The sequence below is a fragment of the Rhizobium sp. YTUHZ044 genome (assembly GCF_051123975.1).
In the GTDB taxonomy this organism is placed as follows: domain Bacteria; phylum Pseudomonadota; class Alphaproteobacteria; order Rhizobiales; family Rhizobiaceae; genus Rhizobium.
Genome location: NZ_CP101426.1, coordinates 4086024 through 4105870, shown reverse-complemented (window position 1 = coordinate 4105870; position 19847 = coordinate 4086024). Strand labels below are relative to the sequence as shown.

Genomic DNA, 19847 nt, shown 5'->3' with positions numbered 1-19847 from the left:
GGGGATTATTCGCCCATTTTGTAGTCGAGGAACCACTTCTTGTTCAGCGCCTCGAAGGTGCCGTCAGCTTTCAGCGCTGCGATGGCGGCATTGACAGGGGCGACGAGATCAGAGCCCTTCGGGAAGATGAAGCCGAAATCCTCGGTGCCGAGCGGTTCGCCAACCACCTTCAGGGCGCCGTTCGAGGAATCGACATAACCCTTGGCGGCGACGCTGTCGGTGAGGACGAGATCGACGTCGCCGGTCTTCAGGGCCTGCACGGTTGCACCGAAGGTTTCGAATAGCTTGATGCGCGGGTTCTGTTCGTTGCCGTCGAGGATCTCATAGACGGCGGTGTAGAAAGGCGAGGTGCCGGGCTGAGCGCCGATCAGGCCGTCCTTGAATTCACCGAAGGACTTGGCGTCGGCGAAGCGCTTCTCATCACCGCGTACCAGCATGAATTGCTGCGAGCGCATATAGGGATCGGAGAAGTCGACCTTCTGCTTACGGTCGTCCTTGATGGTGATGCCGGTCATGCCGATGTTGTACTGGCCGTCGGAAACCGCCTGGATCATCGCGTCCCAGCTGGTGTTCTGATATTCGACCTTGAAGTTCAGCCGCTTGGCGATCTCGTTCATCGCATCATATTCCCAGCCGATCGCCTTGCCGGATTTCGGATCGACGAACTGCAGCGGCGGATAGGCATTCTCGGTGACGACGATGACGCTCTTGCCGCCGAGATCCGGCAGCTCGGCGGCCGATGCGGCTATAGGTGCAAGCACAAGGGCGGCGAAGATTGCGAGAACGGTGCGACGAAACAGCATAGAACGGCTCCAAAATTGAACGGCAAAATTGTCACGGATGACCTGCCGAAGGCAAGGCCGCCGGTCATGCGCAAGCGCAAAAAATAGAAAAGGCGATCCGAAGACCGCCTTTCCAGAAACAGAATTTTGCGCAGATCTTATTCTGCGGCCTTCTCGGCTTCGGCCGCAGCAGCTGCTTCGGCAGCGGCCTTGGCTTCCGCAGCTTCTGCTGCTGCCTTTTCGGCGGCGAGTGCCTGGGCGGCTGCAACCTTCTCGGCTTCGATACGGGCTTTTTCCTCGGCGACAGCAGCGCGCTCGGCGTCGTTGAGCTTGCGGGCGCGAACGCCGGTGTCTTCAACGATACGAGCCGACTTGCCGCGACGGTCGCGGAGGTAATAGAGCTTGGCGCGACGGACCTTACCGCGGCGAACGACGTCGACGCTTTCGATCATCGGCGAGTAGACCGGGAATACGCGCTCGACGCCTTCGCCGTAGGAGATCTTGCGAACCGTGAAGTTTTCCTGCAGGCCGCCGCCGGAGCGGGCGATGCAAACGCCTTCATAGGCCTGGACGCGGGTACGGTTGCCTTCCGTGACCTTGACGTTGACGCGGACGGTGTCGCCCGGGGAGAATTCGGGGAGGGTGCGCTTGGCTTCGATCTTGGCGGCCTGTTCGGCCTCGAGCTGCTGGATGATGTTCATCGTCTCAACCTTTGGTTCTTCTGAAACAGCCAGAGCGCTCACACTGTCCTTCGGTCGATGCCTCCGGAGTTTGCCCTTGCGGACGGGAGCGGATTCGCCATTCTTTGTTTGCTGGCAGACGGGGCTAACCCCATTTCCGCGTGCGCCATTACACGAAAGGCCGGGGCTTGTCATCCCTCACACGACATTTTTGTGAAAAGGACGGCGAAATCAGCCGTTTTTCTCGGTTTTAGCGCGATCGAGCAGGTCCGGCCGCCGTTCCCGCGTCAGCCGCACCGCTTCCTGGTGGCGCCACTTCTCGATGGCACCGTGGTTGCCGGAGGTCAAGACGGAGGGAATTTCCCGGCCTTCCCACTCTTGTGGCCGGGTATAATGGGGATGTTCCAGCAGCCCGCCCTCGAAGCTTTCGTGCAGGCCGGAAAGATCGTTGCCCATGACGCCGGGCAGGATGCGGATGATCGCATCAAGCAGGATCAGCGCCGCCGGCTCGCCGCCCGACAGCACGTAATCGCCGATCGAGACCTCTTCCAGTCCGCGCGCCTCGATCACCCGTTGGTCGACGCCCTCGAAGCGACCGCAGACGATGATGACGCCGTCACCCGTCGCAAGCTCACGCACGCGCTGCTGCGTCAGCGGCCGGCCGCGCGGGCTCATCAGCAGGCGCGGCCGGGGATCATTTTCACCGGCACTGTCGATCGCGCGGGCGAGAACGTCAGCCTTCAGCACCATGCCGGCGCCGCCGCCGGCCGGGGTGTCGTCGACGGTGCGGTGTCTGTCGGTGGCGAAATCGCGGATCTGCACCAGATCCAGCGACCATTGCCCCCGCTCCATCGCCTTGCCGGCAAGCGAGAAGCCAAGATGTCCCGGAAACATTTCCGGATAAAGTGTCAGTACGCGTGCCCGGAAAGCCATTATTTCTTCTTTTTCGGCTTGCCGGCGGTGAACTGCGAAAGCTCGGGTTCGTCGACCAGTCCCGCCGCCAGCGGGTCGATCAGCAGCGTACCGGCTTCGAGATCGATTTCCAGTACGGAGGCTTCCGAGAAGGGAATGAGAACCGGGCGCTTGCCCGGGCCCTTGAGCTCCAGGAGATCGCCGGCGCCGAAATCGAAGACGCCGGAGACCGTTCCGTAGCTGACGCCCTTGTCATCAAGCGCTTCGAGCCCTTCGAGATCGGCATAGTAAAATTCGTCGTCCTCGAGCTCCTCGTCCGGCAGGTTGTCTCGCTCGATATAGAGTTCAAGTCCGTTCAGCGCTTCGGCGGCGTTGCGGTCGTTGATGCCACGGAAGCGGACGACGACGACGTTCTTCATCTCGCGGATCTCGAGGATTTCGAAGCTGCGTCCGTCCATGCTGTGCAGAAGGCCGTAATCGCCGAGCGCGGTCGGATCGGCCGTATAGGCCTTGGCGCGCACCTCGCCCCTGAGGCCCTGCGCGCCACCGATCGTCGCCATCAAAACCGGGTTTTCAAGCTTTGTCATGGGTTCCTTCATGTGAAGCCGAAAGACAGGTTTCTCATAAACGAAGTGCGGGCGATTGGAAACGAAAACGGGCGGCATGTCGCCATGCCGCCCGTCTAAGAAAGGAAGGTTGCGATTATTCCGCAGCGTCGGCGGAAGCAGCGGCGGCGTCGGCGGCCTTCTGAGCCTTTTCGGCGGCACGTTCCTGGGCGCGCTTGCCCGGCTTCGCCTTGACGGGGTTGTTCTTGGCTTCACGCTTGGCAACGCCGGCTTCGTCGAGGAAGCGCAGAACGCGGTCGGTCGGCTGGGCACCGTTGTCGAGCCAGTGCTTGATGCGCTCGGCGTTCAGCTGAACGCGCTTCTCATCGTCCTTGGCAAGCATCGGGTTCCAGGAGCCGAGGTTTTCGAGGAAGCGGCCGTCACGCGGGCTGCGCGCATCGGCGAGCACGACGTGGTAATAGGGACGCTTCTTGGAGCCACCGCGGGCGAGACGAATTTTCAGGGCCATGTTCTTTACTCCTTAGGCTGTTCTTGACCGCTTCGTAGGGCGGCAGGGTTATCGGGCTGCGGCGCTCTGTTCAGCGTGATCCGCAGCGATCTGCTCATGATGCCGGATGACTTCCTTGATGACGAAGTTCAGGAACTTCTCGGCGAAATCCGGATCCAGATTGGCGGCCTTCGCCAGCTGGCGAAGGCGTTCGATCTGGTATTCCTCGCGCGCCGGATCGGCCGGCGGCAGATTGTATTTGGCCTTCAGCACGCCGACCTCTTTGGTGCAGCGGAAGCGTTCGGCCAGCATGTGCACGAGAGCGGCATCGATATTGTCGATCGACTGACGATAGCTCGCGAGCTGGGCTTTGACGTCTGGATCAATCATGGGGCAAACGATCCTTTCACTTCTTCTTCGGCAAGCCGGGCAATCCCGGGAAACCACCGCCAAGACCCGGCAGCTTGGCGCCGCCGAGGCCCGGCAAACCACCCGGCAGGCCGCCGAGACCGGGCATACCCCCACCCGGCTTTCCAAGCCCCGCCGCTTCCGCCTGCTTCTGCAGGGCTTCGAGCTGGCGAGGATCGATATTCGAGAGATCGGGCATGCCGCCCCCCATGCCACCCAGGCCGCCGCCAAGCCCCATCTTGCCGGCAAGGCCGCCCATCATCTGCTTCATCAGGCCGCCTTTGCCCTTGCCGCCCATCATCTTCATCATATCAGCCATCTGGCGGTGCATCTTCAGAAGCTTGTTGATGGCGGCGGCATCGGTGCCGGAACCGGCGGCGATGCGCTTCTTGCGCGAATGCTTGAGCAGGTCGGGATTGGCGCGCTCGGCCTTGGTCATCGATTGGATGATGGCGATCTGGCGGCCGAAAAGCTTATCGTCGAGGCCGGCGGCGGCCATCTTGTCCTTCATGCCGGCCATGCCGGGCATCATGCCCATGATGCCGCCCATGCCGCCCATCTTCTGCATCTGGCGCAGCTGATCGGCGAGATCGTCGAGGTCGAACTTGCCCTTGGCCATCTTGGCGGCCATGGCGGCCGCCTTCTCGGCGTCGATGTTTTCGGCCGCGCGCTCGACGAGCGAAACGATGTCGCCCATGCCGAGGATGCGGTCGGCGATGCGGCGGGGATGGAACTCCTCGAGCTCGCTCATCTTCTCGCCGACGCCGATCAGCTTGATCGGCTTGCCGGTGACGGCGCGCATCGAAAGGGCAGCACCGCCACGGCCGTCGCCGTCCATGCGGGTCAGCACGAGGCCGGTGATGCCGACGCGTTCGTCGAAGTTGCGGGCGAGATTGACGGCGTCCTGACCGGTGAGGCTATCGGCGACCAGCAGGATTTCATGCGGGTTCGACTTTTTCTTGATGTCGGCCATTTCGACCATCAAGGGCTCGTCGATATGCGTGCGGCCGGCGGTATCGAGGATGACGACGTCGTGGCCACCGAGCTTGGCCGCCTGCACGGCGCGGGCGGCGATATCGGTCGGCGACTGGCCTGCGATGATCGGCAACGTGTCGATATTGGCCTGGGCGCCGAGCTGGCGAAGCTGCTCTTGCGCGGCGGGACGGCGCGTGTCGAGCGATGCCATCAGCACCTTTTTCTTGTCGCGCGTCGACAGACGATTGGCGATCTTGGCGGTCGTCGTCGTTTTGCCCGAGCCCTGCAGGCCGACCATCATGACCACGACGGGGGCCGGCGCATGCAGATCGATGCCCACACCTTCGCCACCCAGCATCTCGATCAGTTCGTCATGGACGATCTTGACGACCATCTGGCCGGGTTTGATCGACTTCAGGATCTCGGCGCCGACGGCCTTTTCACGCACGCGGTCGGTGAAGGAGCGCACGACGTCGAGCGCGACGTCGGCTTCCAGCAGCGCACGGCGAACCTCGCGCAGCGCAGCGGAAACATCGGCTTCCGAAAGCGCGCCACGGCCTGTCAGTCCATTCAGAATGGATCCAAGACGGTCCTGGAGGTTTTCAAACATCGGCTCTTCCTTGATACGTTTCGGGCGGGTTCGATATGCCCGGAAACGTCGTGCTTTTCCTTGACGAAAACAAGACGCAAAGCCAAAAAGCACCCGAGGGCGCATCGCGCTGTCGGGTGTTGACCTCCGGGATCTCGAAGTCCCGGTCGGCGGCTCGGAGTCATGTGGCTCGTCGCGGATTGGGCGCGATAAACAGGAAAGCGGCGGGAAAGTCAAGGCGAATGCGGGCAGATGGCCGCATGGCGGCTTTTCGGAAGCGGCGCCACATGGGGCAAGCGGTTAAATTCCCGCTCACAGTTCAAATTCGCTATTTAGGCGAGTTGCAAAATATTCTGCTTGTGATTCTATTTTCCACTTAAGTGCGTCCTGTAAAATGATTCGTGAATATCCTTGATGCCGGATGATCCGGCGGAGATATCGAATGATCAATGCTGATATTGAAAGTTGGGCGCTGGCACGGGCCCATCATATTGTTCTCAACGAAGGCCTTAGTCTTGCAAAAGCGGCACAGGATCTGGACCGCAAACGGTCCCGCTCGCTGGTCTATGAGCTGAGAAAGGTCATCACCGCCGCTATCGTCGAGGCGCATGCGGCGTCGTTCGAGCCCGACGGCGGACAGCGGTAGAAGCCGGACGGCCCGAGACCTCGGTCGGCTGCAAGGCTTGCATGGCACTCACCCACTGGTAATTCCCTCGCGTTTCCGCCATATACAGCGGAAAGACGGACGGAATGATACCATGAACGCAACGGTCGAATTCGCGAGGATGAACGGGCTTGGCAACAAGATCCTGGTCGTCGACATGCGTGGGCGGCCGGACAAGGTGACGCCCGTGGCGGCAATCGCGCTCAATGCCGATCCTGAGACCGAGTTCGACCAGATCATGGCGATCCATGATCCGAAGGCCGACGGCACCGATGCCTTCATCGATATCCTGAATTCCGACGGCTCGAAGGCGCAGGCCTGCGGCAACGGCACACGCTGCGTCGTGCAGGCGCTTGCCGCCGAGACCGGAAAGAAGGCCTTCACCTTCCAGACGGTCGCCGGCATTCTCAATGCCGTCGAGCACGAGGACGGGACGATCTCCGTCGATATGGGCCGGCCGGTCTTCGATTGGAACAGGATTCCGCTGGCGGAAGAATTCCGCGACACCAGCCGCATCGAACTGCAAATCGGCCCGATCGACAATCCGGTGCTGCATTCGCCCTCGGCAATGTCGATGGGCAATCCGCACGCGATCTTCTGGGTGGACAGGGACGTGATGTCCTATGATCTCGCCCGCTTCGGGCCGTTACTCGAAAACCATCCGATGTTTCCCGAGCGCGCCAACATCACGCTGGCGCAGGTGACCTCGCCGACATCGGTGACGACGCGCACATGGGAGCGCGGTGCGGGACTGACGCTTGCCTGCGGTTCGGCCGCCTGTTCGGCCGCCGTCAGCGCGGCGCGCACCGGCCGCACCGGCCGCAAGGTCACGATCAACGTGGCAAGCGCCAAGCCGCCGGCGACACTTTCCATCGAATGGCGCGAGCGTGACGATCACGTCATCATGACGGGGCCGGCGGAATGGGAATGGTCGGGCCGGGTCGATCCTTCGACCGGCCTCTGGTCGCGCGACGGCACCCGAGAGGTCGAGGCGCAGTGAGCGGCATCGAGGTCATTACCTTCGGCTGCCGCCTCAACACATATGAATCCGAAGTGATGAAGGCGCAGGCCGAGAAGGCCGGGCTCAACAACGCCATCCTGGTCAACACCTGCGCCGTAACCGGCGAGGCCGTGCGCCAGGCCCGCCAGGCGATCCGCCGGGCGCGGCGCGACAATCCGCATGCCCGCATCATCGTCACCGGCTGCGCCGCGCAGACGGAAAAACAAACCTTCGCTGCCATGGGGGAGGTCGATGCGGTGCTCGGCAACGAGGAGAAGCTGACGAGCGCCTCTTATCGCAGCCTGCCGGATTTCGGCGTTTCGGCCGAAGAGAAGCTCCGCGTCAACGATATCATGAGCGTCAAGGCGACGGCGCCGCAGATGGTAAGGCACATCGACGGCCACGTGCGCGCCTTCATTCAGGTGCAGAACGGCTGCGACCATCGCTGCACCTTCTGCATCATCCCCTATGGCCGCGGCAATTCCCGCTCCGTGCCGATGGGTGCGGTCGTCGATCAGGCGCGCAAACTCGCCGACAGCGGTTATCGCGAGATCGTGCTGACCGGCGTCGACGCCACCAGCTATGGCGCCGATCTGCCCGGCGCGCCGACGCTCGGCCTTCTGGCGAAGACGCTGCTGAAACAGCTCCCTGAAATCCGTCGTCTGCGGCTTTCCTCGATCGACAGCATCGAGGCCGACGCCCATCTGATGGACCTCATTGCCGACGAGCCGCGTTTCATGCCGCATCTGCATCTATCGCTGCAGCATGGCGACGACATGATCCTGAAGCGGATGAAGCGCCGGCACTCGCGCGCCGATGCGCTGCGTTTCATCGAGGAAGCGCGCCGCCTTCGCCCTGAAATGAGCTTCGGCGCCGATATGATCGCCGGTTTCCCCACGGAAACGGAAGAGATGTTCGCCAATACAGTGCGGCTCGCCGAAGAGGCTGGCATCGCGCACCTGCACGTTTTCCCCTACAGCCCGCGTCCCGGCACGCCGGCCGCCCGCATGCCGCAGCTCGACCGGTCGCTGGTCAAGGATCGCGCGGCAAGGCTGCGCGCCACTGGACAGAGGCTGCATCAATCCCATCTCGATGGCATGGTCGGAACCCGGCAGTGGCTGCTTGTTGAAAACAACGGCCTGGCCCATACGGAAAACTTCACGCTGGTCGCAGCCGCCGGCCTTCGTCCCGGCGAACTTGTGCCGGCGACGATCACCGGCCACAATGGCAAGCATCTCGACATGCAATTGACGGCCGCAGCGGCCTGACTTTCACGGAATTCCCATGGCGCTCAGTTTCATCAAAAAGGTCTTCACCTTCGGCAAGCCGGCTGAGGAACCCCTGCCTGAGACCGTGGAAAGGGAGCTCGAGCCACGCTCGCGCGACGAGGACCTGCCGATTGCGGAAGATCCTGTTCTTCCCGAGGAGATGGATACGGCCGGCGGGCCGGCTGCGGATGTCGGCGAGGGCGCCGAGGAAGAGCGTGACGATGCTGAGCCCGCGATCCTGCCGGCTCCGGACCAGCTGAGCGATATCGGCGTTGTTCCGCTGTCGCTGCTGGAAGCCGAGGCGGAAGCGGAGACGGAAGCCCAGCCGATGGCTGTGGACGTGGTGGAAACACCCCCCTCTGTCCTTGCGGGACATCTCCCCCACAATGGGCGAGATCGTTCGGAGCCGGAGGTGTCGGTTTCCGCGGAAGAGACAGCGGATGGCGCAGACCTGCTTCCAGAAGAGCCTGAACTCGATGTGGAGCAAGAGATCGCCGTTCAGCCGATCTCCCCCCCTGTGGGGGAGATGCCCGGCAGGGCAGAGGGGGGGGTCACATCCGCCGAGCCTTCCGAGACGATTACGGAATGGCCGAAGGCTGAATCTCCCGTCCTCCCCAAAGGCTTCACCACCGGCCCTGCGATCATTGCACCGGAGCCCATTGCCCCGCAGCCGAAGCTCAGCTGGTTCCAGCGTCTGCGGAACGGGCTTGCGCGCACCTCCTCGCAGCTCACCGGCCAGATCACAGCGCTCTTCACCAAGCGCAAGCTCGACGACGAGACGCTGCAGGATCTCGAAGATCTGCTGATCCAGGCCGATCTCGGCGTCGAAACGGCGTTGCGCGTTACCGATACGCTGGCTTCCGAGCGCTATGGCAAGGATGTGACCGGCGAGGATGTCAGCCGGATTATGGCGTCCGAAATCGCCAAGGTTTTGACGCCGGTCGCCAAGCCGCTGCAGCTCGATCTCTCGCACAAGCCGCATGTCATCCTCGTCGTCGGCGTCAACGGTACCGGCAAGACGACGACGATCGGCAAGCTTGCGGCGAAGCTTTCGGGCGCCGGGCTGAAGGTGATGCTGGCCGCCGGCGATACATTCCGCGCGGCGGCGATCGAGCAGCTGAAGATCTGGGCTGAGCGAACCAATTCCGAATTCATCGGCACCAAGCTCGGCTCCGATGCCGCCGGTCTTGCCTATGATGCCTTCGAACAGGCGAAGGCGAAAAAATGCGACGTGCTGATCGTCGATACCGCCGGCCGGCTGCAGAACAAGGCCGAGCTGATGGCCGAGCTCGAAAAGATCGTGCGCGTGCTCGGCAAGCTCGATCCCGATGCGCCGCACACCGTACTGCAGACGCTCGACGCCACGACGGGGCAGAATGCGCTGAGCCAGGTCGAGATCTTCCGCAATGTCGCCGGCGTCAACGGGCTGATCATGACCAAGCTCGACGGCACGGCACGGGGCGGCATTCTCGTTGCGATCTCCGCCAAGCACAAGCTGCCGGTCTATTTCATCGGTGTCGGCGAGGGCGTGGAAGACCTGGAGCCGTTCGAGGCCGAGGATTTTGCCCATGCCATTGCCGGGCTCGGGCAATGATGCCACAGATATGCCGCCGAAAGCCTGCAAGGGACGGTCGGGAAACAGGTTTTCAGCAATAGCAGGTTCGAAGAACGCATGACCACCGAAAGCGATATCACCCCGTCCGCGGCCGACCGCCATCATCCGATACTGAAACTGGCGTTGGAACTCGGGCCGCTGATGATCTTCTTCTTCGCCAATCTGCGTGGCCAATGGCTGGTCGAAAAATTTCCCGCCCTTTCCGAACTGGGCGGGCCGCTGTTCGTCGCGACCGGGCTCTTCATGGCGGCGACGGTGATTTCGCTTGTAGTTTCGAAGATCGTGCTCGGCCATCTACCGATCATGCCCTTCGTCTCCGGCATCGTCGTCGTCATCTTCGGCTCGCTGTCGATCTGGCTGCAGAACGAGACCTTCATCAAGATGAAGCCGACCATCGTCAACACGCTCTTCGGGGTGGCGCTGCTCGGCGGGCTGGCCTTTGGCCGGTCGCTGCTCGGCTACGTCTTCAACGCCGCCTTCCAGCTCGATGCCGAAGGCTGGCGCAAACTCACGATCCGTTGGGGCATCTTCTTTCTGTTCCTCGCCGTGCTGAACGAAGTCGTCTGGCGCAACTTTTCCGACGATACCTGGGTCGCGTTCAAGGTCTGGGGCACGATGCCGATCACCATCATCTTCACGCTGGCGCAGATGCCGCTGGTGCTGAAACATAGCCTCAATCCCGAAACGGACGGTGAAAAGTGAGCGCTGCAGACGTCGAATACCGGATCAGGCATCAGACCTTCTGGTTCGTCGCGTGCCTTGCGGTCCTGGTCGCCCAAGTCGTCGCCGAGCATCTGATGGGGCGCGTGCCGATCTGCGCCTGCGGCTATGTCAAGCTGTGGGAGGGCGGGGTCAATACCAGCGGCAACTCGCAGCATCTGTCGGATTGGTACACGCCGTCGCACATTATCCACGGCTTCCTGTTTTACGGACTGAGCTATCTGCTCCTGCGCCGCAAGCCGCTGATGGCGCGTCTGCTCCTGGCGCTCGTCATCGAGTCCGGCTGGGAACTGCTGGAAAACTCCCCTCTCATCATCGACCGCTACCGCACCGCGACGATCGCGCTCGATTATTACGGCGACAGCATCCTGAATTCGGCGATGGACACCGTCTTCATGTGCGTCGGCTTCTTCTTCGCCTGGCGGGCGCCGATAGCGTTGACCGTGGCCGTCGCCATCTTCTTCGAGATTTCCACCGGGTATATGATCCGGGATAATCTGACGCTGAATGTGCTGATGCTGATCTGGCCGGTTGAGGCGATCAAGATCTGGCAGGGTGGGGTTTAGGGGCAATAAAATCCCCTCCCCAATCTTTCCCGCTGCTCCTAATCCTGCCGATCGCGAGGATCGTGAGGTGTTCCCCGGCTGCGCCAAAACTCACTTTCCTCTTCTTCCGTGATGAAGTCCTGAGGTTCCGGGGCTGATGGCGCCTCATCCTCGGGATAGCCTGCAACCAGGAAATTCTCGGCCTCCAGATAGGCACGCGCTTCGGGCCGCAGTTCGACTTCCAGAATATGAACGGCAACCTCACCGGAATATTCCGAAATAGGTTCGGCATACGAATAGATCGCCCAGGGGAAAAGCCTGACCATGACGTCGTGGAGGTTGTGAGCTCGGAGACGATAATCGATCTGCACATCCGGCTCTGCCTCCTGGCCTTCACCGATGTAGATGCGGAGATTGCCAAAGAACGCAGTTGTATCGCCCCACTCGTCCCATACGAAAAACGTTGTCTGGTCTTGTATTTGCTCCATCAAAACGAGATCGAGCGCAAAGGCCGAGCGCATCAGGAATTCCGGATCGGTCGGTATCGCCTCCTCGAAACAGAGCCTGGCAGTGGCGTCGAGCAAGTTGGTTGCCGGGACGGCAATAGACCATTCCATCCTCACTTCCTCCCATAGCTGCTTCTCCATTCGCTGCCACAATATCAGTCCGGTTTCGGTGTCAACGATGATGACGCAAACGGGTAGCGAATGCCTCGCCCAACAGTCCAGATGGTGTTTTTCACCGCGATAGATGTAATGGCCTTCGGTTCTCTCCGCGCAGGATATCGGTCGGATCTGCAGCGGCAGAAGCCGGCCCGTTGGCCAACCGTTTTCGAGGATTTCAGCGCGAGCGTCGATACCGATGTTCGAATCCGTCTGCCTGCGGAAAGACCATCCGAAATCCCGGATGAAAACCTTCTCGACCAGGTCAATGGCAAGGCGTGTGGACGGATCCATTTGATGGATGTCCGGCTTTCGAGATTGTAACCGTCGCCGTGGCGGCTCCGGTGAAAAGGCCCGGCGCCGGACGGCAGCGAGAAGGCCGAGTGCCGCCGTGATCAGCATCCCAATTGCAACAAGTCCAGCCTGGAGAAGTCGAACCATTGAACCTCGCCGTCACGAAGCGCGGCCTCCTGTATCGACGTATTCAAGTAAAGAAAGAAGACCTCGGAGGATGTCCGTCGGCGACGGCGGGCAACCTGGAATATGAAGGTCGACGGGTATGACCTTGGAAACTCCGCCGACAACCGCATAACTGCTCGCAAAACAGCCACCGTCGCGGGCGCAACCACCGAGCGCAACCACCCACTTTGGAGCCGGTGTGGCGTTGTTTGTCCGTTCTAGTGCTTCGCGCATGTTCTTGGTTACGGGGCCGGTTACGAGCAGCACGTCGGCATGGCGCGGCGAGGCAACGAAACGCATGCCGAAACGCTCGATATCGTAGAAGGCATTGCTCAGCGCATGCATCTCCAACTCGCAGCCGTTACAGGAACCGGCATCGACTGCGCGGATTGATAGGCTGCGCCCAAGGCGCCGGCGCGCGGTTTTGTCGATAGCGGCGATGAGCTCTTCCATGGCCGCATCGGAGGGGGATGGCGCCGGTTCTGTCAGCGGCAGGCGGATCAGGTTTTCGAAAAGGAGTTTTCGCATGCGACCCTGCCTTCAAAGATCATGACCAGAATAGGAACAATTGAACGACTTGTTGCAGAGCGGGAAATCGGCAACGATATTGCCTTCGATCGCTGCCTCGATCAGCGGCCACTGAAACCAAGATGGATCGCGCAGATGGCAGCGTTCGACGACACCCTCCGGTGCAAGCCGAAGCCAGACCAGGACGTCACCACGAAAACCCTCGACAAGCGCCATGCCTTCCCGACGTTCACCGACGGAAGGGATCGCGTTGAGGATAGATCCGATCGGGAGACGATCGAGAATCTGCTCGATGAGCAACAGGCTCTCGTCGACCTCCCGAATACGGATCCAGACGCGGGCGTTAACGTCGCCGTCATTAAGCACCGGAACGCCGAAGACCAAATGATCATAGGGCGGGTAGAGCAAGACGTGCCGGGCATCGAAACCGCGCCCGGATGCGCGCCCGACGTAGCCGCCGGCCCCGTACGCGCGCGCCAATTCGGCGCGCAGCCTACCTGTGCCGACCGTCCGGTCCTGCAACGAGGCGGTGTTGTCGTAGAGCTCGACCAGGGCCGGAAACCGATGGCGGATTTCGAGAAGGAGGCTTCGCAAGCCGGCCGCTCCGCCGCCGTTCAGATCGCGGGTGACGCCGCCGGGGGCGATACGGTCGCGCATCAGGCGGTGACCGAAGGCGGCATCGGCTGCCCGCAACACACGCTCGCGCAGCACGCCGCAATGAGCCAGCATCAGAGGAAACGCGGCGTCGTTGCAGATGGCGCCGATGTCGCCAAAGTGGTTGGCGAGCCGTTCCAATTCCGCCATCAGAGCGCGCAACCAGATCGCCCGCGGCGGAACAACGATCCCCAATGCGGCCTCGACGGCACACGAAAAGGCATAGGCGTATGCGACGGTGCTGTCGCCGGACACTCTCCCGGCGAGCTGGGATCCGCGAATCGGATCCGCGCCCTCCATCAGCGCCTCTATCCCCTTGTGGACGTAACCGAGGCGCTCCTCAAGGCGGACGACCGTCTCGCCATTGGCTGCAAAGCGGAAATGTCCCGGCTCGATGATACCGGCGTGCACCGGGCCAACCGCGATCTGGTGCAGACTGTCACCTTCGGCGGGCAAAAAGGCATAAGGACCGGCTTCCGGCAACGCGATCCCGCGTTCTCCGAGGGGATGGCGCAGATCCCAGCAGCCGTGATCGAGCCACGGCCGGCTATCCGGCAAATCCCGTGGGTCAAGCCCCGTGAGATCGCGGAGCGCCCGCTCCAGCCGCAAGGCCGGCGGATGCAATTGCGCGACGGAAGGATAGCCGCCCTCCTCCAGCTCTTCCAGACTGAGAACCCCGATTGCGCGGGTCGGTTCGTCGAGTAAGGCCATATGAACGGCACTCGCCTCGCCCCATAGACCGAGCAGGATCAGGCGCCCTTCGGATAGCGCCGATATGGCCGATGTCCATGCGGCCGCATCGACGATGGCGCGTTGCCACGGAGCGTGGTGCGGAACGGAACGACCTTTCTCGAGGATATCACTGAGCGTCGACATCTCCCCTCGCATCATCGAAGAAGGTTGGCGATATGCTGGAACCAGGCAACCAGCTCTGACGGCAGATAGACGCCGGCGACAAGCACCAGCATGAGATGAGCATACATCGGCACATAGGATGCCTCGGCGGGCGCCGTGCTGCCGCGGGGCTGTCCGAACACCGCTCCCGTGAGCCGCAGCAGAAGCGCACCGAAAGCGACCAGCAATCCGAAGACGAGCGGAATGGCGAGCAGCGGTTGCTTTGCGAAAGCTGAACTGACGATCAGGAACTCGCTCATGAATATCCCCGCCGGCGGCACGCCGGCGATGGCGACAACGCCGGTCAGCAAGCCCCAGCCCAGCCCCGGATGCGTTTCGCTGAGGCCGCGGATGGCGGAGAGCCTTTGCGTTCCCTTGACCTGAGCGATATGGCCGACGGCGAAGAAGATCGCCGATTTCGTCAGCGAATGCATGACCATATGCAATAGTCCGGCGAAATTGGCGAATGGTCCGCCGAGGCCGAAAGCAAAGACGATCAGGCCCATGTGCTCGATCGAAGAATAGGCGAACAGGCGTTTGATGTCGCGGCGGCGGTAGAGCATGAAGGCCGCGAAAATCAGCGAGGCGAGCCCCATCGTCATCATCAGCGGTCCAGGCGCAAGAGCTTCGGGATTGGCCGACAACAGCATCTTGAAGCGCAAGACCGCATAGAGCGCGACATTCAGGAGCAAGCCGGACAGGACCGCCGAGATCGGCGTCGGGCCCTCGGCATGGGCATCCGGCAGCCAGGCATGCAATGGCGCGAGACCGATCTTGGTGCCATATCCAAGCAGCAGAAATACGAAAGCGACGTTGAGAAGCGCCGGATCGAAGGCCGAGGCGTGCTCGATCAGAATGGTCCAGACCATGGCGTCATAGCCTTCGCCGACGACCGGCTGCGCCGCCAGGTAGATGAGAATGGTGCCGAAAAGCGCAAACGCGATGCCGACGCTTCCCAGAATGAAATATTTCCAGGCAGCTTCCAGTGCTTCGTGGGTACGGTAGATGCCGACCATCAGCACGGTGGTGAGCGTTGCAAGCTCGACGGCGACCCACATCAGGCCGATATTGTTGGACACGAATGCCAGATTCATGCCGAACATCATGATCTGATACATGGCATGGTAGAAACGAAGGTTTGCAGGCGTCAGCCGGCCGATATCCAGTTCATGCGCAATGTAGCTGGCACTGAAGATGCTGGTGGTAAAGCCCACGAAGCTGTTGAGGACGATGAAGACGATATTGAGATCGTCGACGAGCAGATATTGCCCCGGAGCCGGCCGTTCGGCCGGGAACAAGGAAAGCGCGGCGAGCAAGGTCAGCAGGCTTGCAAATAGGTTCAGCCGTGCGGTCATCCGATAACCGGGCAAAAGCGCCAGGAGGGCAGCCGCAACGAGCGGTATCACAAGGACGGCTGTCACGGCATCGAAGGCCACGACGGAGGAGAACGCATTCATTTCCGCCGTCTCCCTTTGAAGTCATCCAGCGCGCGGACATCGACCGTGTCGAAGCGTTCGCGGATGCGAAACAGAAAAACGCCGATGACGATGAAGGCGATCAGGATCGAGAAGGCGACGCTGATCTCGACGACGAGCGGCATGCCCTTGGCGCCGGTCGCGGCGAGCACCAGCCCATTTTCGAGCGACATGAAGCCCACGACCTGACTGACCGCGTTGCGGCGGGTGACCATGATCAGCAATCCCAGCAGCAGGACGGATAATGCGAAGGCGAGGTCCTCGCGCGCCAAAGGATCCGCCTCCGGCGTCACCCGCAGCATTATAACCGTCGCCAAAGCGACGAGAGCGATGCCAGCGAGCATGGTGGAGCCGATGCCGACAACGGCCTCGATCTCGCGGTGGATGCCGAGTTGGCGGATCATGCGATGGAGTACGACGGGGATAACGATTGCCTTGAAGACGAGAGCGATCGCCGCCGTGACATAGAGATGCGGAGCATCCTGGACGAAGGCCTGCCAAGCGACCGACAGCGTCAATATCAGCGAATGCAGCGCGAAGACGTTGAGCAATGCGTAGAGACGGTCCTGATAGAGCATCATCATGCTGACCAAGACCAGGCCGCCGGCGAGCATATGGGCGATATCGAAGACCGCACCGTTCATCAAAGGCTCCTTGAAACGAAGCGCAACAGAGTCGCGAGCAGGCCGAGCATCAGCGCGGCGCCAAGAAATTCCGGCACCCGGAAAACCCGCATCTTGGCGGTTGCCGTTTCGAACAGGGCGAGGAGAGCACCGCCGACTGCGAGCTTGGCGAGATAGGCAAGGATGCCAGCCAGATAGGCAGAAGGGCCTTCTCCCAATTCGGCGAGTTTCCACGGAACGAACATGCAGGCGATCAACGAGATGTAGAGTTCGAGCTTCAGGAAGGCCGCCAATTCGATAATTGCGAGGTGCCGTCCGGAATATTCGAGCACCATGGCCTCATGCACCATGGTCAGTTCCAGATGGGTAGCGGGATTATCAACGGGAATACGCGCGTTTTCGGCGATTGCGATCATGACGAGCGCGATCAAGGCGATCGCCAGCGAAACCCGCAGCCCCACCTGCGGTGACGTCATGAAGGCGGCGATGCTCGAAAGCTGGGTCGAGCCGGCGATCAGGGCGAGCGTGAAGATGATGAGCAGCATCGACGGTTCTGCCAGCGTTGCGATCATCACTTCGCGGCTCGATCCGATGCCGCCGAAGCTGGTGCCGACGTCCATGCCGGCGAGCGCCAGAAAGAAACGCGCGCTGCCAAGCAGTGCGATGATGGCGATCAGATCGGCCGTCCAGCTAAAGATGAGGCCAGTGGCGAAAGTCGGGATGACTGCAGCCGCGACCCAGGTCGCGGCGAAGATGAGGTAGGGCGTTATCCGGAACAGCCATGACGCATTCTCGGCCAGCACCACTTCCTTGCGCACGAGCCGCAGAATGTCGCGGTAGGGCTGGATCATGGAGGGCCCCCGCCGGCGCAGCAACCGCGCCTTGATCAGACGGATAAAACCGGTCAGCAGCGGCGCGATCAACACGACGAGCGCCATCTGAACGGCCTGGACGAGGAGAGCGGAGATCATGACCATAGCGCCAGCACCAGAAGCAGGAAGACGAGCGCGAGGAAGACCAGGCTCAGATAGCGCCGGATCGTCAGGAATTGCAGATGGTTGAGCTTTTCGGCGGCAAACCCGACGGCGCCGACGATCGGCAGGTAGAGCCCTTCCCAAATCAGGTCTTGCGCCTCGACGGCAAAACGCGCCGGCCGAAGATCCCCCGGCGGCGGCATGTCCACCCTTTCGCGGACGCGGAAAACCACTGTCCCGAAAACGCGCCGAACCGGCTGGGCAAAGCTGCCTGCCGTGTATTGCGTCGCCGGGTTGATTTCGGGAAAGCCGCAATCCCAGGCGGGCGTCCGGCGCAGCGCCCGCGAGGCGAAACGGTGGATGAGATAGGCCGTCGACGACGCTGAGAAGAGGGTGAACAGGAATACCAGAAGACCATTATAGGTACTGCGGCTCTCGGCGATCGGCACAATCGACAGCCATGGAATATCCGTCTGCATCGGCACCTGTTCCCCGATCAGCGACAGCGTTACGGGCGCGAGCGCATCGATGACGATCCCCGGCAGGATGCCCGCCAGAAGACACAGCGCGGCCAGCACGCACATCGCCGCGAGCGAGAAGCGATCGACCTCCACCGCCTTCTCGGCCACAATGGTGCGAGGACGACCGAGAAAGGTCACGCCGAATGTCTTGACGAAACAGGCAGCCGCCAGGGCAGCCGATAAAGCCAGCATGCCGCCCACCGCCGGCACCAGAATCTTCAAGCCCCATTGCGGCAGAACCGGGCTCTGCAGCATAGCCTGGAACGACAGCCACTCGGAAACAAAGCCATTGAATGGCGGCAGGGCCGAGATCGCGACGCAGCCGACGAGGAAAACGACGCTCGTGACCGGCATGCGATGGATAAGGCCGCCGAGCTTGTCCATGCTCCGCTCACCGGTCGCCGTCAGCACCGCGCCGGCGCCGAAGAAGAGCAAGCTCTTGAAGAATGAATGGTTGAGGACATGAAACAGCGCGGCAGTCAGCGCTAATGCTGCCGCCAGCCCCATACCGTTCGCCTTGAAGGCAAGCGCCAGCCCGAGGCTGACGAAGATCACCCCGATGTTTTCGATGGTGCTGTAGGCGAGCAATCGTTTGAGATCGCTCTCCATCAGCGCCTGCAGGATGCCGAGCACGGCGCTCCCGCTGCCGATGATCAGCACGACGATACCCGACCACCAGGTCGGCATGCCGAGCAGATCGAAGACCACCCGGATGAAACCATAGACCGCGACCTTGGTCATGACGCCGCTCATCAAGGCGGAAACATGGCTTGGGGCTGCTGGATGCGCCAGCGGCAACCAGACATGCAGCGGCACGAGACCAGCCTTGGACCCGGCGCCGAGCAGCAGCAGGACAAGCGCGAGGCCGGCCACAAACGGACTGTGCGCCGATAACCGCATGGCTGCGAAGCTATAATCGCCGGCAGATCCTGCAAGCAGGCCGAATGCGAGCAACAGGGCAAGCGAGCCGGCGCTCGCCATGACGATGTAGACGTAGCCGGCCTTCCGGTTATCGGCATCGCGATGGTGGGCCATCACCAGCGCCCAGGAAGCAAGCGACATGAACTCCCAGGAGATGAGGAAGGTGAAGGCATCGTCTGCCAGGATCACCAGGTTCATGCCGGAGAGGAAGGCGGGAAAGAACGGCAGCACGCGATGCGGCGCATGTTCGTGACGGCCGTAACCAATGGCGTAGAGAGCCGAAAGGGCACTGCCGAGATTGACGACGATTATGAAGAAGGCAGCGAGCGCATCGAGCCGGAAATGGCTTCCCAGCCACGGGAGGCCGATAGGAAGGGCAAGCAACGATGCTTCGGCGGAAGGAAGCCCTCCGCCAAGATATGCGAGGGCAGTGACAAAGGCGATGGCGGAGAAAGCCAGGCTCACACCGTAGACAACTGGCGTCGACCGGCTCGAATGAGTGAGCAGTACCGCCAAAACCGCCGTCCCAAGCAATGCCGCCGCGCATAACAATAGGACTGAAACCGATGTCACGAGTTCGTCCTCGCTGTGGACAAGGACGCCAACCGTTCCGTGGTTGCGCTCTCTGAGGGGTTGGTCTTCGCTTTAAGCCTGACCCCGCGCCCGCCATCCGTGCTAACGGCTCCCTCGTTGATCACCTCGACACCTGCACTGTCCAGCGCCGCCAGCAGACGCATCAGGGTGTCGACATTCCCGCGCACCACATCGGCACTCGCCTCCATTCTCTGGATCGTCGGAACCGAAACTCCCGTCAGTTCGGCCAACTGCCGCTGGTCGATACCGAGAATGGCCCTGGCGGCCCGCATCTGAGCTGCAGTGATCACGATTAAACATCGCTTATCTTGCGCACACTCTGACAGTTGAG

Annotated in this window: 21 protein-coding genes; 6 read left to right on the top strand and 15 right to left on the bottom strand. The window is 61.7% G+C overall.

Translation table 11 applies throughout. The features are described from left to right. Positions 1-5 precede the first annotated feature (5 nt). From NL154_RS20160 to ffh, 7 genes are all read right to left on the bottom strand, one after another. Positions 6-803, bottom strand: coding sequence for a transporter substrate-binding domain-containing protein (locus tag NL154_RS20160; RefSeq protein ID WP_434733246.1), 798 nt, complete (start codon positions 801-803; stop codon positions 6-8). A gap of 137 nt (positions 804-940) precedes the next feature. Then, the gene (gene rplS / locus NL154_RS20155; protein WP_064805537.1) at positions 941-1483 is read right to left on the bottom strand and encodes a 50S ribosomal protein L19; all 543 of its coding nucleotides are present in this window, start codon (positions 1481-1483) and stop codon (positions 941-943) included. Between the two features lie 210 nt (positions 1484-1693). Continuing rightward, positions 1694-2395: a tRNA (guanosine(37)-N1)-methyltransferase TrmD gene (gene trmD, locus NL154_RS20150; protein WP_210633017.1), complete on the bottom strand. Its 702-nt coding sequence runs from the start codon at positions 2393-2395 to the stop codon at positions 1694-1696. Continuing rightward, positions 2395-2961 (bottom strand): ribosome maturation factor RimM, encoded by a 567-nt coding sequence (rimM, locus tag NL154_RS20145; RefSeq protein ID WP_210633016.1) that lies wholly within the window; start codon positions 2959-2961, stop codon positions 2395-2397. The genes trmD and rimM overlap by 1 nt, the downstream gene beginning before the upstream one ends. A 115-nt stretch (positions 2962-3076) precedes the next feature. Next, positions 3077-3448, bottom strand: coding sequence for a 30S ribosomal protein S16 (gene rpsP / locus NL154_RS20140; RefSeq protein ID WP_434733245.1), 372 nt, complete (start codon positions 3446-3448; stop codon positions 3077-3079). A 48-nt stretch (positions 3449-3496) separates the two neighbouring features. Then, positions 3497-3817: a chorismate mutase gene (locus NL154_RS20135; protein ID WP_011427149.1), complete on the bottom strand. Its 321-nt coding sequence runs from the start codon at positions 3815-3817 to the stop codon at positions 3497-3499. Between the two features lie 16 nt (positions 3818-3833). Further along, on the bottom strand, positions 3834-5420 hold the full coding sequence (gene ffh, locus NL154_RS20130) for a signal recognition particle protein (RefSeq protein WP_210633015.1): 1587 nt from the start codon (positions 5418-5420) through the stop codon (positions 3834-3836). 400 nt (positions 5421-5820) lie between these two features. Here ffh and NL154_RS20125 point away from each other — a divergent pair, with 400 nt between their 5' ends. From NL154_RS20125 to NL154_RS20100, 6 genes are all read left to right on the top strand, one after another. Further along, a complete protein-coding gene (locus NL154_RS20125; RefSeq protein WP_042119085.1) occupies positions 5821-6045 on the top strand; it encodes a hypothetical protein in 225 nt (74 codons plus the stop codon). Between the two features lie 112 nt (positions 6046-6157). Further along, complete coding sequence (gene dapF, locus NL154_RS20120) at positions 6158-7063, top strand: diaminopimelate epimerase (protein WP_221154771.1); 906 nt, start codon at positions 6158-6160, stop codon at positions 7061-7063. Further along, the gene (mtaB, locus tag NL154_RS20115; RefSeq protein WP_221154769.1) at positions 7060-8331 is read left to right on the top strand and encodes a tRNA (N(6)-L-threonylcarbamoyladenosine(37)-C(2))-methylthiotransferase MtaB; all 1272 of its coding nucleotides are present in this window, start codon (positions 7060-7062) and stop codon (positions 8329-8331) included. Before dapF ends, mtaB begins: the two co-directional genes overlap by 4 nt. A 16-nt stretch (positions 8332-8347) precedes the next feature. Next, a complete protein-coding gene (gene ftsY / locus NL154_RS20110; protein ID WP_221154767.1) occupies positions 8348-9925 on the top strand; it encodes a signal recognition particle-docking protein FtsY in 1578 nt (525 codons plus the stop codon). A gap of 78 nt (positions 9926-10003) precedes the next feature. Beyond that, positions 10004-10648, top strand: a complete 645-nt coding sequence (locus NL154_RS20105; protein WP_221146126.1) for a septation protein A — start codon at positions 10004-10006, stop codon at positions 10646-10648. Beyond that, positions 10645-11232 (top strand): DUF2585 domain-containing protein, encoded by a 588-nt coding sequence (locus NL154_RS20100; RefSeq protein WP_221146124.1) that lies wholly within the window; start codon positions 10645-10647, stop codon positions 11230-11232. The genes NL154_RS20105 and NL154_RS20100 overlap by 4 nt, the downstream gene beginning before the upstream one ends. Before the next feature lie 38 nt (positions 11233-11270). Here NL154_RS20100 and NL154_RS20095 read toward each other — a convergent pair whose 3' ends face one another. From NL154_RS20095 to NL154_RS20060, 8 genes are all read right to left on the bottom strand, one after another. After that, positions 11271-12167: a DUF4365 domain-containing protein gene (locus tag NL154_RS20095; RefSeq protein WP_434733244.1), complete on the bottom strand. Its 897-nt coding sequence runs from the start codon at positions 12165-12167 to the stop codon at positions 11271-11273. Positions 12168-12326: 159 nt separating this feature from the next. Next, positions 12327-12860: an NADH-quinone oxidoreductase subunit B family protein gene (locus tag NL154_RS20090; protein ID WP_434733243.1), complete on the bottom strand. Its 534-nt coding sequence runs from the start codon at positions 12858-12860 to the stop codon at positions 12327-12329. A gap of 12 nt (positions 12861-12872) precedes the next feature. Then, entirely contained in the window at positions 12873-14390 is a 1518-nt protein-coding gene (locus NL154_RS20085; RefSeq protein ID WP_221146119.1) for a nickel-dependent hydrogenase large subunit, read from the bottom strand. A gap of 11 nt (positions 14391-14401) precedes the next feature. After that, entirely contained in the window at positions 14402-15865 is a 1464-nt protein-coding gene (locus NL154_RS20080) for a hydrogenase 4 subunit F (RefSeq protein WP_221146110.1), read from the bottom strand. Further along, complete coding sequence (locus NL154_RS20075) at positions 15862-16527, bottom strand: hydrogenase-4 component E (RefSeq protein WP_210633005.1); 666 nt, start codon at positions 16525-16527, stop codon at positions 15862-15864. Before NL154_RS20075 ends, NL154_RS20080 begins: the two co-directional genes overlap by 4 nt. After that, positions 16527-17483 (bottom strand): respiratory chain complex I subunit 1 family protein, encoded by a 957-nt coding sequence (locus NL154_RS20070; RefSeq protein ID WP_210633004.1) that lies wholly within the window; start codon positions 17481-17483, stop codon positions 16527-16529. Before NL154_RS20070 ends, NL154_RS20075 begins: the two co-directional genes overlap by 1 nt. Further along, positions 17474-19495 carry a hydrogenase 4 subunit B gene (gene hyfB, locus NL154_RS20065; protein ID WP_434733242.1) on the bottom strand — a complete coding sequence of 674 codons (2022 nt, stop codon included), beginning with the start codon at positions 19493-19495 and terminating at the stop codon, positions 17474-17476. Before hyfB ends, NL154_RS20070 begins: the two co-directional genes overlap by 10 nt. Then, the gene (locus tag NL154_RS20060) at positions 19492-19806 is read right to left on the bottom strand and encodes a helix-turn-helix domain-containing protein (RefSeq protein ID WP_434733241.1); all 315 of its coding nucleotides are present in this window, start codon (positions 19804-19806) and stop codon (positions 19492-19494) included. Before NL154_RS20060 ends, hyfB begins: the two co-directional genes overlap by 4 nt. Positions 19807-19847: the final 41 nt, after the last annotated feature.

Coding starts and splice junctions, on each gene's coding strand:
- NL154_RS20160 (WP_434733246.1), bottom strand. CDS start 803: ATGCTGTTTCGTCGCACCGTTCTCGCAATCTTCGCCGCCCTTGTGCTT.
- rplS (WP_064805537.1), bottom strand. CDS start 1,483: ATGAACATCATCCAGCAGCTCGAGGCCGAACAGGCCGCCAAGATCGAA.
- trmD (WP_210633017.1), bottom strand. CDS start 2,395: ATGGCTTTCCGGGCACGCGTACTGACACTTTATCCGGAAATGTTTCCG.
- rimM (WP_210633016.1), bottom strand. CDS start 2,961: ATGACAAAGCTTGAAAACCCGGTTTTGATGGCGACGATCGGTGGCGCG.
- rpsP (WP_434733245.1), bottom strand. CDS start 3,448: ATGGCCCTGAAAATTCGTCTCGCCCGCGGTGGCTCCAAGAAGCGTCCC.
- NL154_RS20135 (WP_011427149.1), bottom strand. CDS start 3,817: ATGATTGATCCAGACGTCAAAGCCCAGCTCGCGAGCTATCGTCAGTCG.
- ffh (WP_210633015.1), bottom strand. CDS start 5,420: ATGTTTGAAAACCTCCAGGACCGTCTTGGATCCATTCTGAATGGACTG.
- NL154_RS20125 (WP_042119085.1), top strand. CDS start 5,821: ATGATCCGGCGGAGATATCGAATGATCAATGCTGATATTGAAAGTTGG.
- dapF (WP_221154771.1), top strand. CDS start 6,158: ATGAACGCAACGGTCGAATTCGCGAGGATGAACGGGCTTGGCAACAAG.
- ftsY (WP_221154767.1), top strand. CDS start 8,348: ATGGCGCTCAGTTTCATCAAAAAGGTCTTCACCTTCGGCAAGCCGGCT.
- NL154_RS20105 (WP_221146126.1), top strand. CDS start 10,004: ATGACCACCGAAAGCGATATCACCCCGTCCGCGGCCGACCGCCATCAT.
- NL154_RS20095 (WP_434733244.1), bottom strand. CDS start 12,167: ATGGATCCGTCCACACGCCTTGCCATTGACCTGGTCGAGAAGGTTTTC.
- NL154_RS20090 (WP_434733243.1), bottom strand. CDS start 12,860: ATGCGAAAACTCCTTTTCGAAAACCTGATCCGCCTGCCGCTGACAGAA.
- NL154_RS20085 (WP_221146119.1), bottom strand. CDS start 14,390: ATGTCGACGCTCAGTGATATCCTCGAGAAAGGTCGTTCCGTTCCGCAC.
- NL154_RS20080 (WP_221146110.1), bottom strand. CDS start 15,865: ATGAATGCGTTCTCCTCCGTCGTGGCCTTCGATGCCGTGACAGCCGTC.
- NL154_RS20075 (WP_210633005.1), bottom strand. CDS start 16,527: ATGAACGGTGCGGTCTTCGATATCGCCCATATGCTCGCCGGCGGCCTG.
- NL154_RS20070 (WP_210633004.1), bottom strand. CDS start 17,483: ATGGTCATGATCTCCGCTCTCCTCGTCCAGGCCGTTCAGATGGCGCTC.